Origin of the sequence: Pseudidiomarina sp. PP-1MA, assembly GCF_041200125.1 — a bacterium.
Taxonomy (GTDB): domain Bacteria; phylum Pseudomonadota; class Gammaproteobacteria; order Enterobacterales; family Alteromonadaceae; genus Pseudidiomarina; species Pseudidiomarina fusca.
Genome location: NZ_CP165718.1, coordinates 2,580,167 through 2,593,201, shown reverse-complemented (window position 1 = coordinate 2,593,201; position 13,035 = coordinate 2,580,167). Strand labels below are relative to the sequence as shown.

Genomic DNA, 13,035 nt, shown 5'->3' with positions numbered 1-13,035 from the left:
TGGAATGACAAATAATAATCTCATGATTGCAGTAATTGAAGATGATCCAGGGCTACAGGAGTTGTTAGTAGAAGAACTGGAAAGCGAAGGATATCTCACGCTCGCTTGCAATAGTGTTGAAGATTTTCATCAAGCTTTGCCGCACAACCCAATACAACTGATCGTCAGTGATATTCGCTTGCCGGGCATGTCGGGATTAGATTTGCTGGAGCAATTACAACAGCAAACGCAGCCGATTCCACTTATTTTGATTACTGCTTTTGGTACGGTTGACCAAGCTGTACAGGCTCTACGTCAAGGAGCGGATGATTTTTTAACGAAGCCATTAGATCTAGAGCATCTATTAGTAAGTGTTGAACGGGTACTGGAATTTCATCAGTTACGTTCTGAGCTGGAATACTATCGGAGTAGCCAACAACAATCTCAGCAGGGTCCAGCTGGAATCGTTGGTCATAGCCGAGTGATGCAGCGTTTATATCAGGAAATTGAGCGAGTGGCACCGGTCGAGGGGGCTGTGCTTATTCTAGGTGAAAGCGGCACTGGTAAAGAGCTGGTGGCACGAGCTCTACATCAACAAAGCGCTCGCCATCAGGGTCCCTTTCTGGCCGTGAACTGTGCCGGTATACCAGCTGATTTATTGGAAAGTGAGTTTTTCGGACACGCGGCTGGGGCTTTTACCGGAGCGCAGCGCGCGCGCGCAGGACTACTCAAAGAGGCACATGGTGGTACCTTATTGCTTGATGAAATTGGTGAGATGCCGCTGGCTCTGCAAGCAAAATTATTGCGGGTGCTACAAGAAGGGGTGATGCGCCCCGTTGGTAGTGACAGAGAAGAAGTCATAGACGTGCGAATCTTGGCCGCCACCCATCAAGATTTAGAACAGAAGGTAGCGGATAAGAGCTTCCGTGAAGATTTATTCTATCGACTAGAAACCTTCACTATTAAGGTGCCACCGCTGCGTCACCGGGGAGATGATGTCCTGATGTTGGCCGAGTTTTTCATAAACAAGGTGATGGTCGAACAAAATAAATCACTCAAAGGTCTAGCGCTGGATGCGCAAGAGTTGATTTATTCGTATTCTTTTCCTGGTAATGTCCGTGAATTGCAAAATGCGATGGAGCGGGCTGTCACTTTCTGTGATAGCGATTGGATAGCAGCAGCGCATTTACCTGAGCGTATTCGAGCAGGTAAAACCAAAGAGGAACCTATTGCTACTGCGCAAACAGCTCAGCAATGGCCCTCTATGCAACAATTGCAGCAAGACTACGTAGCACAAGTTATGCGTCACACCCAAGGTAACAAGCAGCAGGCAGCAAGAATTCTCGGGGTGACGCGTCGCACCTTGTATCGATGGCTTACCAACGGTGAGTCAGATTGACGCCTAACTGTAGCTCGCGTTCGGTACCAGGTTCAAAGGCTCGACCATTCCCTTGATTAACCACGACCGAGCCCACATAAGTGCGGTTAGTGAGGTTATGCACTTTAAGCCAAGGCTCAAGTTGCCACTGCTGCCATGCCCACTGAGCCTGCCAACCTAAGTGCCAAAGGGTATGACTTGGGGCAATCACATCGTTGGTATCGGTTGCGGCAATATCGCCACGGTATTCGGTGACTAAGCTTATTTGCTGGTAAGGATTGAGCTGCCAGTTCCATTGACTAAACAATTGCCGTTCAGCGACTCCGGGTAGGCGCGCACCATTGGCATAATTTGCACTTAGCCAAGTTAATGCAGAGCGCCAAGATAAAGCGTTGGTTAGCGCCCAATAACTCTCTAACTCAATCCCTTTACGCTCGGTTAAACCGGCGTTGGTATAGGTGGTGCGCCCATCGATACTTTGGTCAACTACGATTTCATCGGTGGTATCAATCACAAACCCAGTTAGCTGCAAACGTAAGTCTTGGCTTTGCCACTTCAAGCCAAGTTCCCATTGCTGATTAAAAGCTGGGCCTAACTGAGTATTTAAACCGGTTTCATTATTGCTGTAAGCTAACTCAGTTAGCGTAGCCGTCTCAAACCCACGACCACGGGCAATAAACACATCTAACTGGTCGCTCAGTTGATAGCTGGCGCCTAAGTTCCAACTCCATGCATGTTGCTGTTGCTCGCCACTATCATCGGGATTGCCAGCCACGATAAAGTAATCATTCACACGAAAGCTCATGTCACTGTAGCGTAAGCCAGCTTGCAGGGTGAACTCAGGTTGAGGTTGCCAGCGAGTTAAGCTGTAGAGGCCTTGCTGAGTCACTTCACCCAGTTCATTGCGGCGTAATTCTCCGCGTTCGCCAAAGTTGTTCTCATAGCCAAAACGACGATCGTTTTGCTCTGCTACATGCAAACCCAACGTTGTGGTAACCGGTTGCGCCAGCTGCCATTGATAATCATAGCTAGCATCTAAGCCGGTAAAATCCCGACGCAAATCGATGACAGCACCCGATCCGCGTATATCATCGCCAGGAAATGGCAAATATTGCTCAATACTCCGCCAGCCCCGCCAGGTACTTACATTCCAGCCAGCTTGGCTACGCAGAGTTACCGATAGCTGTTGATGATGAATCCGTTTGCGCGTATTAAAACGCTCAGCACCGGCAAAGGTTTGTTGAGGATCTTGCTGCCACGCGCTTGGGGTAAGTGAGCCAGGGTCTTGTAGTAGCGGCGCATTATTGTCATCCGCACGAACAATCAATTCGATACTGTCGGTGAGGTCGTGATACCAACGTAAAGCATACTGGTCGCGCTCTGCTTTATTGTGCGCGCGAGGGCCATCGGTGCGAAATCTAGCACCCACGAGTTTTAATGCGTTAGTATCGTTAACCCATTCACCGGTAACTACTTGGCGTTGCGTATTATTTGCTGCGCCAGAGGCGGCAAGACTTACAGATGAAGACTCTGGACGCGTACTAAACCACTGGATGATACCACCGGCACTATTACCATAAATAGTGGCAAGGGGGCCCCGCAAAACCTGCACATTAGCAGGCTCATCGAGCAGAATACTGGAGGTTTGTGCTTGGCCATCGGGCATACTTAGCGGAATCCCGTCAAGCTGCAGCACCACCCCACGCACTCCAAAAGCTGAGCGCGCACCAAAACCGCGTAAGGTAATCCGCGAATCTTGAGCGTAGTTGCCACGTGAATCAGCTTGGACTCCGGCTAGGCCTTGTAATAGCTCCGCCGCATCCACTCGCATACCAGATAGTTGCTGTGTAACCTCAAGATTAGAGGTGGCAGCGGCTGTTTGTTGCGCACTTTGCGGAGCGGCTGGATTAACGACAATAACTTCATCTACAGTAACGCTAGCCGAAGCTAGCGTTATCAAAGGTAGTAAGTAACCACTTACAAACATAAATTACTTCGCTGGTTTGATTTGGATTAACTGACCATTACGATCATCGGTAAGCAAATAAATATAGCCATCCGGACCTTGCTCAATGTCTCGTATACGCTGCTCAATGGCATCTTCAAATAAGGTTTCTTCGTGCATGACACGATTGCCGTGCAGGTCAAGTCGAGCCACTTGTGAGCCTTTCAATGCTGCCACGAGCAAATCGTTCTTCCATGCTGGGAATTGGTCGCCGGTATAAAAAATCATATTAGAGACGGCAATGGACGGCACCCAATAATAGTGTGGTTGTTCAGTACCAGCTACATGGGTCTTATCGCTGATGATGCTACCATCGTAATCAACACCATAGGTGGCCTCTGGCCAGCCATAGTTTTTGCCCGGCTGGGGGATGTTGATTTCGTCACCACCTTTGGGGCCATGTTCCGCCGTCCACAATTCACCTGTTTCGGGATGAAAGGCGGCACCTTGAACATTGCGGTGACCATAAGACCATATTTCAGGCAGAGCATTGGCTTGGTCAACGAAAGGGTTATCGCTAGGGACCGAGCCATCGGGCTTGATGCGAACCACTTTACCATGATGATTATCCAAGGTTTGCGCATCGGCCATAGCGGAATAGCGATCGCCCAGAGTGATAAATAAATGTCCATCAGGAGCAAAGACTAAGCGCGAGCCAAAATGCGCACCGCTTTTGTATTTTGGCGCACCTCTAAAGATAACTTCAACTTGGGTTAAACCATCATCACCAAGCTTGCCGCGAGCTACCGCCGTGCTATTACCCTCGCCCCCATCGGGGTCGGCTTCAGAGTAACTTAGATAAACCCAGTTGTTGCTGCTAAAGTTGGGGTCGATCGCAACATCGAGCAGGCCACCTTGGCTACGAGCAACAACTTCAGGAACCCCAGCTAGAGGCTGACTTACGGCCCCATCGAGGCTTACTCGTCGCAGTTGGCCGCCCTTTTCGGTAACTAGCAAGTCACCACTTGGTAAAAAAGCCATACCCCAAGGGTTTGCTAAGGAGTTAGTGAGACTAGTTATTTCTACTTGATGGCGTTCGGTAGCAACGGATTCTGCATAGCTAGCGGTACTGGTTACGGCTAGTGCGCCAGCGATGGTTACGGTGAGCAATGTGCGAAACATAGGGTGCTCCTTGTTGAATAATAAATTGAGGGTCTAAATGTAAATATCGTTTAAAGCCAAATTTGGATTGCTTTGAGTTAGCTATACTTTGTAAAGAGTACGGTAAAGAGTACGGTAAAGAACATTAACTACAAAAGAGTAGCGTCGTCATTTATCCAGTTATTACTTGCTACATAGCTTAGATAACACATTTGTTGGCGACCAGCTAAACTAATACAGGTTTGTCAGAGTATCGGATATTGGATAAAAGCACCAAGGAGAAAATAATGAATCTATTAAAAAGCAAAACGGTTAAAGCCGCGGCTCTAATTGCTGCAACCTTACACTTAAGTGCCTGTGGAACCATTCTTTATCCGGAGCGCAAAGGCCAAGTTAGCGGTCAAATTGACGCTGGCGTGGCAGCGTTAAATGGTATCGGGCTATTGTTTTTCTTAGTCCCGGGCGTAATAGCTTTTGCCGTGGATTTCTCGAACGGTACTATTTATCTGCCAAATTCAGCTGATGCTAGCGGTGAGGATGATGTGCGTATTGTTCATGCGGGAAAAGATTTAACTGCCGATCAGTTACAACAGTTAATTTCAGCAGAAGTAGGGCAACCTGTTGATTTATCCCAAGCGCAAATTCGGTCTGAGAAAGCCGCTACGCAAGCTGCTATCCATATGCGTCTAAATGAACTAACGGTAGCTCCGTAACTTAGCTACCGTTAGCCAGCCAGGGCCGTTAGTTAAGTAGCGGCTCTGGCAATAGGCCCGCAATACACTCGGCTAAGCGCCGAAACGTCTGCCGCCGGTTTGTGGTAGGTCGATAAATAAGGCCAATATCACGAGAAGCTTGCTGTCCAGTTGGTGTCAGTGCAACCAAGTCAGTCCCATTCAAAATGCCTCTTTCTATAGCCATTTGTGGTATAAACGTGGCGCCTAAACCAGCGTCGGCCATTTGCACCAAACTGTGCAAGCTGGTCGCGGTAAACGGATTAATTTTGCTTGAATCAGCTAATTCACAGGCTGCCACCGCATGACCGGTTAAACAATGCTCTTTTTCTAGTAGGAAAATGGAATTGTCAGGGAGACGATTATATTGCACCGGTTCTTGTAAATTTTCAGCCAGCGATTTGTGCATGACTAACTTAAATGGGTCACGACCAAGCAAATAACTTTGATTACCCTGTACATCAAATGGCAAAGCTAGCACCAACACGTCTAATTCACCATTGCGCAGCAAGTTGAGTAAGCTGCTCGTGGTATCTTCACGAATGTTCAACTGTAAATTAGGGTATTCACGCTGCAGCTTCTTGGTTAAATCACCCAGCAAGAAGGGGGCAATGGTTGGAATACAGCCCAATCGTAACGGGCCTTCCATGGTTTTGCCTTGGCTTTGCGCAAAATATAACAACTCTTCGGTTGAGGTGAGGATGTTTCGAGCTTGTTTAACTACCTCTTCCCCCATTCCGGTAAACAGAAATGATTTGTGGTCGCGCTCAATGAGTTGGCAGCCTAGTTGTTCTTCTAAATTCTGAATACCACTACTTAAAGTGGACTGGCTGACATTGCAGGCTTGTGCGGCGCGATTAAAGTTCTGATGTTCATGTAGCGCTAACAGGTAACTTAGATTTTTTAAGCTGGGCAACTTACTCATATCACTCTTACCTTTTCTGACTAGAAAGTATTGCGGAATAGTTCAATTAGTATTTTCGATTATGATAATCCGTTTTATTCGTTTTAACAAATTTAGTTAACCGCCTATTATAGTCTCCGAGCTGAGGCAAGCAGCCTCGTAAATGGTTAATAACTTTATTTAACTTAGTCTGACAAGGAGACATGTATGTTAACAGTAGGCGATAAATTACCAGAATTTGAAGTGGTTGTGTAATCCCCCCATTTTAAGCAGCAGTTATTCGTAGAATTAATGAACCGCTTGCGTTAATTGTTTGGGCGGAATGCCTCCGATGGCCGTGTTAGGCCGTTCGTTGTTATAAAGCCAAAGCCACTGAGTGGCAAGTTCTTGTGCATGTTCGACGCTGTCAAACAGGTGTAAATCGAGCCATTCATGTCGTACTGTTCGATTAAATCGTTCAACATAGGCATTCTGAGTTGGTTTACCTGGTTGGATATAGAGCATCGTAATTTGATGCTTTTCAGCCCAACTGATGAGCTCACCCGAAAGGTATTCAGGGCCATTGTCGCAGCGAATAGCCGCAGGTTTTCCTCGCCATTCAATCACTTGCTCTAAGGCGCGAATGACTCGAGCACTTGGCAGCGACAGATCGACTTCAATGGTTAACCCTTCGCGGTTGTAATCGTCAATAACATTAAATGTTCGCAGTGAACGGCCGTCGGCTAAGCTGTCGGACATAAAGTCCATCGACCAGACTTGATTCATTGCGGTTGGCACGCTTAAAGCGTCCGGTTTATCGCGTCGCAGACGACGTTTGGGTTTAATTCGTAAGTTCAGCTCTAGCTCTCGATAAATGCGGTAAACGCGCTTGTGGTTCCATGGAAACCCTTTCACGTTACGCAAGTGCAAGAAACACAAACCAAAACCCCATCGCTTCTGCGTAGTGGTTAAGCGTAGCAACCAATCAGCAATCACAGCGTTTTCATCGCTGAGTTTGCTTTGATAGTGGTAACAGCTCATGCTAATGCCCATGCAAATACAGGCAAAACGAACACTAATACCATGACGTTGAATGGCAGCTTGCGCCATCTCTTTGCGCTGAGATGGCTTTACAGCTTTCCCTCAAGGGCTTCCTTGCGGATCTCAGCTTTGAGTCGCTCTTCGGCATACATTTTCTTGAGGCGCTTATTTTCGTCCTCAAGCTCTTTAAGACGCTTCATCATCGATGCGTCCATGCCGCCAAATTTGGCGCGCCATTTATAAAATTGAGCAGAGCTCATGCCGTGTTCACGGCAAAGCTCTGGAACAGGTACACCGTTCTCGTTTTGTTTCAGAATCGCTAAGATCTGACTGTCTGTGTATCGTGATTTGCGCATAGAAAACTCCTTCGTTTTAGTTTAACGGAATTTTCTACTTATAACTGCTCCGATTTTTCGGGGGGATTACAGTTGGTGTTAAACCTGGTTTCAACATGCCAGAAGAAAATGGTGTTAGCGCATTCGAAACCATTAATAACAGCAGCTTTGAAGGTAAATGGAAAATCATTTTCTTCTATCCAAAAGATTTCACTTTTGTGTGCCCAACTGAAATCGTTGAGTTCGCAAAATTAAATGAAGAGTTTGCTGACCGCGATGCAGTAGTTTTAGGTGGTAGCACTGACAACGAATTCGTGAAATTAGCATGGCGCCGTGAACACCCAGATCTTAAGAGCTTGAACCAATGGTCATTTGCAGACAACGGCGTTAAGTCTTTAGTAGATGGTTTAGGCGTTCGTGACCAAGTAGAAAACGTAGCTTTACGTGCAACTTTCGTAGTTGACCCACACGGTGTCATTCAGCACGTATCAGTGAACAACTTGAACGTTGGTCGTAACCCAGCAGAAGTATTACGTATTCTAGACGGTTTGCAAACCGACGAATTGTGTCCATGTAACCGTGCTGTTGGCGGTGACACCCTGTAAGACAACGTTACTTCCCCACATTGAGTGACGTTCTAGGTGCCGCTTTAAGCGGCACCGTTTTTAAGCGGAGGAATTTTTTATGAGCATTGCAGATTACAAACAAGGCTTGGGCGAGCACGGTAAAGATACCAAACTGAACTTGTCGAATATTTTCGGCAATGTGGATACTTCGGGTATGACCGCGACCCAGTTTTACGGAACTGCTTTATCTTTAGTTTATGCTATCGGTGATGAAGAGCTTATCGCTGCGGTTAAAACTGAAGCAGAAGGCAAAGTTGAAGATAACGTGGATGGCGCAGCGAAACTTGCGGCAACCCTGATGGCGATGAATAACATCTATTATCGCTTTGTACATTTATGCAGCGATAAGCAATTCGCCAAAATGCCGGCTGGCTTGCGCATGAATGGTATGGCTAACCCTGGCGTCGATAAAGCTGACTTTGAGTTGTACTCATTAGCTGTATCAGCCTTAAACGGTTGTGGAATGTGTATTGACTCGCACGTTGGCGTATTGTTAAAGCACAATATTTCAGCGCAAGCGATTCAGAACTCGATCAAAATGGCGGCGGTTCTGAACGCGGCAGCAACGGCTAAACGCATTGCCTAAGTTTGTTCGTCTGATGTCATATTCTCGTCACATGCACTCTTTATAGTGCCTGCAACTTCCCTGAGATCTGGTTGTTCTCTTTATACCCGGCCCCCAAGCCGGGTTTTTTTTGTCCGTAATTCAAGGATTATTGGTGGTTTATTGCGCTGGCCGCTAGACTGTATTTGGCATTATTGATCCAGATCAATGATTAATAGAACTAATCATTCGGGTTATTTTTTTATCTAGCTAAAGTATGGGCTGAAGCCGTGCAAAATGAGTCAATAGGCGTATAATCGCTGAGGAATTAGGCCACTAGCTGAGGGCGTCGTACGGTTATGGAACAAAAAGTTAAAGTGTTGGCTGCAAATCAAGTGAAAATTGAGCGGCCCGATCCAAATAAGCGCAGTAATGATTATTCTCCGCGTAATCGCATTTATGTGCGTGACGTGAAAGGCACCCTAGAGTGGTTTCGCCGTGGCTTTGGCTTTATCTTATTAGCTATGTTTGCCCTAATCCCTTGGCTGCAATGGAACGGTGAGCAAGCCGTGTTACTTGATATCGCTGAACAGCGCTTTCGTATTTTTGGCTTAACCTTGTGGCCGCAAGATCTAACCATTTTGGCTTGGATAGCGATTGTGTCAGCTTTCGCACTCTTCTTTGTAACAACGCTTTATGGTCGTGTGTGGTGTGGCTTTATGTGTCCACAAACCACCTGGACCTTTATCTTTATGTGGTTTGAAAAGAAATTTGAGGGCTCACGCAATCAGCGAATGAGTTTAGATAAGCGGCCTTGGGATTTTGACAAGCTATGGCGCAAAACAGCAAAGCACGTATCTTGGGTGATAGTCGCCTTGCTGACGGCGATGATTTTTGTCGGATACTTTACCGATATTCGCTCGTTATTTACTAGTTTTTGGACTTTTGACGCGGGTTTTTGGGCCACCTTCAGCGTGATCTTTTTCGCTTTTTGTACCTACGGTAACGCAGGCTGGATGCGCGAGATCATGTGCACACACATGTGTCCATACGCACGTTTTCAGTCAGCCATGTTTGATAAAGATACGGTTACTGTGTCTTACGATACCAATCGCGGCGAACCACGTGGTGGCCGGTCACGTAAAAAAGACCCTAAAGAGCTGGGGTTAGGTGACTGTATTGATTGCTATATGTGCGTTCAGGTTTGTCCAACCGGAATTGATATTCGTAATGGCTTACAGTACGAATGCATAAACTGCGGCGCCTGTGTCGACGCCTGTAACGATGTCATGGATAAAATGAATTATCCGCGCGGCTTAATTCGGTTTACCACCGAGCGCAATCTGCAAGGCGGTAGAACGCACAAACTACGTTTCAAAAGCGTCGGTTACTTTTTAGTGATGCTGGTGATGTCTGGCTTGTTGGTCTGGGATATTGCGACCCGAGTACCGCTAGAAGTTAACGTGATTCGCGATCGTAATCAGCTCTACACCTATAACATGGATGGTTGGGTACAAAACGTATTTACGCTGAAAGTTCTGAACAAATCCCAGTTAGCTGATGACTTTGTGATTACCGTAGAGGGTTACGATAATGCCAAACTCATGGGGCAAACGGAGCTATCTATTGGTGGCGGTGATGTAGCTACGGTGCCGTTAACCTTAGCCATAGATCCTGCTGACTTACCGCCTCGCGGTAATGCACCACAAGCTAGAGTTGAAATAAACTTTGTGGTGCAGAACAAACAAGGAGATGTGGTACAACGCCACGTTGCAACCTTCTTATATGATTGATGATGGTCAGCAAGACTTTAGCTTTACAGGGCTTAACCCAGATGTAATTGCAAACGGATTAGCGCAAGTTGGCGTTAATCCGCAATCTGGTTTATTGGCACTTAATAGTTATGAAAATCGAGTCTATCAATACCTTGCTGATGATAATCAGCGTTATGTAGCCAAGTTTTATCGTCCAGCCCGTTGGAGCGATGCACAAATTTTAGAAGAGCATGCATTTTGTGCTGAACTAGCCTCAGCTGAAGTGCCAGCAGTGGCGCCGCTGGTTCTCGCAGGGCAAACCTTGCATACCTATCAAGGTTATCGATTTGCAGTGTTTCCCAGTGTTGGCGGCCGAGCTGTAGAGCCAGGAGATCTGGGCCAGCTAGAGCGTATCGGCCGGCAAATAGGGCGCCTGCATGCGGTGGCGCAGCAAGGTCAATTTCAGCATCGCCCTACGCTTAGTTTTCAAGAGTTTGTCACCGACTCTATGACTACACTGCAAGCCACAGAATTACTCCCTAGTAATTTACAACCCGCATTTTGGGCTATTATCGAACCCCTCGTGGACTATTTACGTACAGTTAAATGGGACTCTTTTACCACGCAACGATTGCATGGTGATTGTCATTTAGGCAATATGTTGCTGCGTGACGAGCAGTTAACCTTTGTTGATTTTGATGATGCGCGCTCAGGTGTGGCCGTGCAAGATTTGTGGATGATGTTAGCGGGCGACGATCGCTACGAGCGAACTATGCAACTGCAAGCCTTAGTGGATGGTTACGAAGAGTTCTGTGAGTTTGACAAAAATCAAACGCAATTGATTGAACCCTTACGCAGTTTTCGCATCATACATTACATGGCGTGGTTAGCTCGACGCTGGAATGACGAAGCATTTCGACGAGCGTTTCCGTGGTTTGCTGAACAGCGATATTGGGAGCAGCAAATTCTGACCTTAAAAGAACAATTTGCTGCAGTGCAAGAAGAGCCGATTGATTTAGAACCAAACTTTAATCGATAATTTAATCTTTAGAACAAGTTAGGATGTTTACCCATGAAAAAGTTGATGTTTGCCGTATTGGCATTGTTCATGTTACCAGCTGCTGCACAGCAGTTTGAACAAGATGTACATTATGAAGTGATTGCTGAGCAGGCAACAGATACCCCACAGGTTCATGAGTTCTTCTCTTTCTACTGTGTGCATTGTTATCGTTTTGAAGGTGTGGCAGAGGCTTTAGCCGAAGCTTACCCAGAGCAATTTAAAAAATCTCATGTATCTTTTATTAACTATCAAGGCATGGGCTTAGATATGTCGCGTGCCTACATTGTTGCGCGTCAGTTCAATAAAGAGAAAGAAATTAGCAAAGCGATTTTCTCGCGTAACTTTGCCCAGCGTAAAATGATTGGTTCAAAAGAAGATTTGCATGCTATATTTGAAGCCAATGGCATTTCTGCAAGCGATTTAGATAAAGCGATGAACAGCTTTTCTGTACGTGGTATGGCGAATAAAATGGACCGCGATGCGCAAAACCTTCAGGTAAACGCTACTCCAACTTTTATCGTGAATGGTAAGTATCGTTTAAAAACTGAAGGTTTCAGAGACAGCAACGACTTTGTTGGTGATTTTGTTAAAGCCGTTGGTTACTTATTAGAGCAGCGTTAAATCAATCACTTTGACGGCTTCGCCAGGCGCTGGCGAATGCCGTCAATAATTTTATCTTTGTGTTGCCAGCGCTGATTTAACCATTCTTGAAAATGCGTTTTATACGCCTCGTCCTGAAAATAATCCCCAATTAAATCATCAGTTACCGGTAGTGTCTCAACGTGTACATAAACATCACGTAATTGCCCGGTAAGCAGCTCCCATACTGCCGGGCGCTTGTCGTTTGGATAAACGATGGTGATATCTAAAATCGCATCAAACTGCTGCCCCATAATTTGTAGTGTAAAGGCAGTACCACCAGCTTTGGGTGGTAATAAGTGCTGATAAGGGCTGTGCTTGTGTGCATGCTTATCAGCAGTGAAACGAGTGCCTTCACAAAAGTTAATCACGGTAGTAGGAATATGCCGAAATTTTTCACACTTACGCTGTGTGGTTTCAATGTCTTTGCCTTTTAATTTAGGATTTTTAGCAACTTGCTCTCGAGAGTAGCGTTTCATAAAAGGCATATCTAGCGTCCAGCAGCCTAATCCGACGACGGGTACCCAAAAGAGTTGCTGTTTTAGAAAAAACCGTGGCATGGGCATATTGCGACAGGCTAAATGCATCAACACCAGAATATCAACCCAGCTGCGATGATTGGCGATAATCATGTACCACCTATCACGGTGTAGTAGGCTATCGCCTTCGATATGCCAACGCATGGGTTGGGTGAGCCGAAACAGTGCGGACATGGCATAACCCCAGACCCTAAATAATGCATTAGCTGCTACTGAGATACTGCGCTGAACTACGGGAATAGGTAGCAATAACTTGGGTAAGCCAATAATGATAATAGCTAGACCAATTAAGGCTGTTGTAATAAGTGCGAAGGTGAAGTTAAGAATGAGCCGAAAAGGCAGCAGCAAAACAGTCAGCATAAGGTATCCCAATTATTATTTTTAATGCGTCTATGATACGCAAAAGTAAAGCGCTTGCCA

At 46.2% G+C, this 13,035-nt stretch carries 12 protein-coding genes; 7 read left to right on the top strand and 5 right to left on the bottom strand.

Annotated features, from left to right (window positions below; all coding sequences use genetic code 11):
- Nucleotides 1-4 precede the first annotated feature (4 nt).
- On the top strand, nt 5-1,378 hold the full coding sequence (locus AB8S08_RS12205; protein ID WP_369742908.1) for a sigma-54-dependent transcriptional regulator: 1,374 nt from the start codon (nt 5-7) through the stop codon (nt 1,376-1,378).
- On the opposite strand, the gene AB8S08_RS12200 is transcribed toward AB8S08_RS12205, so the two are convergent.
- Both AB8S08_RS12200 and AB8S08_RS12195 read right to left on the bottom strand, forming a co-directional pair.
- Complete coding sequence (locus tag AB8S08_RS12200; RefSeq protein WP_369742907.1) at nt 1,356-3,344, bottom strand: TonB-dependent receptor family protein; 1,989 nt, start codon at nt 3,342-3,344, stop codon at nt 1,356-1,358. The two genes, AB8S08_RS12205 and AB8S08_RS12200, sit on opposite strands and share 23 nt — an antisense overlap.
- A gap of 3 nt (nt 3,345-3,347) precedes the next feature.
- Nucleotides 3,348-4,484 (bottom strand): PQQ-dependent sugar dehydrogenase, encoded by a 1,137-nt coding sequence (locus AB8S08_RS12195; RefSeq protein WP_369742906.1) that lies wholly within the window; start codon nt 4,482-4,484, stop codon nt 3,348-3,350.
- A 266-nt stretch (nt 4,485-4,750) separates the two neighbouring features.
- Between AB8S08_RS12195 and AB8S08_RS12190 the strand changes: the two genes are divergently transcribed.
- Nucleotides 4,751-5,176, top strand: a complete 426-nt coding sequence (locus tag AB8S08_RS12190) for a hypothetical protein (protein WP_181394956.1) — start codon at nt 4,751-4,753, stop codon at nt 5,174-5,176.
- Nucleotides 5,177-5,204: 28 nt separating this feature from the next.
- Here AB8S08_RS12190 and AB8S08_RS12185 read toward each other — a convergent pair whose 3' ends face one another.
- A complete protein-coding gene (locus AB8S08_RS12185) occupies nt 5,205-6,119 on the bottom strand; it encodes a hydrogen peroxide-inducible genes activator (protein ID WP_110076806.1) in 915 nt (304 codons plus the stop codon).
- A 267-nt stretch (nt 6,120-6,386) separates the two neighbouring features.
- Nucleotides 6,387-7,474 (bottom strand): IS3 family transposase gene (locus AB8S08_RS12180; protein WP_369742905.1). Its coding sequence is split into 2 segments (ribosomal slippage): nt 6,387-7,213 and nt 7,213-7,474, totalling 1,089 coding nucleotides; the frame shifts between segments, so codons are not numbered across the junction.
- A 95-nt stretch (nt 7,475-7,569) separates the two neighbouring features.
- Here AB8S08_RS12180 and AB8S08_RS12175 point away from each other — a divergent pair.
- The 5 genes from AB8S08_RS12175 to AB8S08_RS12155 all read left to right on the top strand — a co-directional run bounded on the left by AB8S08_RS12175 (nt 7,570) and on the right by AB8S08_RS12155 (nt 12,058).
- Complete coding sequence (locus tag AB8S08_RS12175) at nt 7,570-8,058, top strand: peroxiredoxin (protein ID WP_369742904.1); 489 nt, start codon at nt 7,570-7,572, stop codon at nt 8,056-8,058.
- Nucleotides 8,059-8,137: 79 nt separating this feature from the next.
- Nucleotides 8,138-8,665, top strand: coding sequence for a carboxymuconolactone decarboxylase family protein (locus AB8S08_RS12170; RefSeq protein WP_110076804.1), 528 nt, complete (start codon nt 8,138-8,140; stop codon nt 8,663-8,665).
- Nucleotides 8,666-8,982: 317 nt separating this feature from the next.
- Nucleotides 8,983-10,416: a cytochrome c oxidase accessory protein CcoG gene (gene ccoG / locus AB8S08_RS12165; RefSeq protein ID WP_110076803.1), complete on the top strand. Its 1,434-nt coding sequence runs from the start codon at nt 8,983-8,985 to the stop codon at nt 10,414-10,416.
- Nucleotides 10,376-11,416, top strand: a complete 1,041-nt coding sequence (locus tag AB8S08_RS12160; protein WP_369742903.1) for a serine/threonine protein kinase — start codon at nt 10,376-10,378, stop codon at nt 11,414-11,416. Before ccoG ends, AB8S08_RS12160 begins: the two co-directional genes overlap by 41 nt.
- A 33-nt stretch (nt 11,417-11,449) precedes the next feature.
- On the top strand, nt 11,450-12,058 hold the full coding sequence (locus AB8S08_RS12155) for a thiol:disulfide interchange protein DsbA/DsbL (protein WP_110076801.1): 609 nt from the start codon (nt 11,450-11,452) through the stop codon (nt 12,056-12,058).
- A 5-nt stretch (nt 12,059-12,063) separates the two neighbouring features.
- On the opposite strand, the gene AB8S08_RS12150 is transcribed toward AB8S08_RS12155, so the two are convergent.
- Nucleotides 12,064-12,975: an acyltransferase gene (locus AB8S08_RS12150; protein ID WP_110076800.1), complete on the bottom strand. Its 912-nt coding sequence runs from the start codon at nt 12,973-12,975 to the stop codon at nt 12,064-12,066.
- Nucleotides 12,976-13,035 lie beyond the last annotated feature (60 nt).

Excerpts from the sequence above, each read along its gene's own strand:
- AB8S08_RS12205 (WP_369742908.1), top strand. The coding sequence starts at position 5 with ATGACAAATAATAATCTCATGATTGCAGTAATTGAAGATGATCCAGGG.
- AB8S08_RS12200 (WP_369742907.1), bottom strand. The coding sequence starts at position 3,344 with ATGTTTGTAAGTGGTTACTTACTACCTTTGATAACGCTAGCTTCGGCT.
- AB8S08_RS12195 (WP_369742906.1), bottom strand. The coding sequence starts at position 4,484 with ATGTTTCGCACATTGCTCACCGTAACCATCGCTGGCGCACTAGCCGTA.
- AB8S08_RS12190 (WP_181394956.1), top strand. The coding sequence starts at position 4,751 with ATGAATCTATTAAAAAGCAAAACGGTTAAAGCCGCGGCTCTAATTGCT.
- AB8S08_RS12185 (WP_110076806.1), bottom strand. The coding sequence starts at position 6,119 with ATGAGTAAGTTGCCCAGCTTAAAAAATCTAAGTTACCTGTTAGCGCTA.
- AB8S08_RS12175 (WP_369742904.1), top strand. The coding sequence starts at position 7,570 with ATGCCAGAAGAAAATGGTGTTAGCGCATTCGAAACCATTAATAACAGC.
- AB8S08_RS12170 (WP_110076804.1), top strand. The coding sequence starts at position 8,138 with ATGAGCATTGCAGATTACAAACAAGGCTTGGGCGAGCACGGTAAAGAT.
- ccoG (WP_110076803.1), top strand. The coding sequence starts at position 8,983 with ATGGAACAAAAAGTTAAAGTGTTGGCTGCAAATCAAGTGAAAATTGAG.
- AB8S08_RS12160 (WP_369742903.1), top strand. The coding sequence starts at position 10,376 with ATGTGGTACAACGCCACGTTGCAACCTTCTTATATGATTGATGATGGT.
- AB8S08_RS12155 (WP_110076801.1), top strand. The coding sequence starts at position 11,450 with ATGAAAAAGTTGATGTTTGCCGTATTGGCATTGTTCATGTTACCAGCT.
- AB8S08_RS12150 (WP_110076800.1), bottom strand. The coding sequence starts at position 12,975 with ATGCTGACTGTTTTGCTGCTGCCTTTTCGGCTCATTCTTAACTTCACC.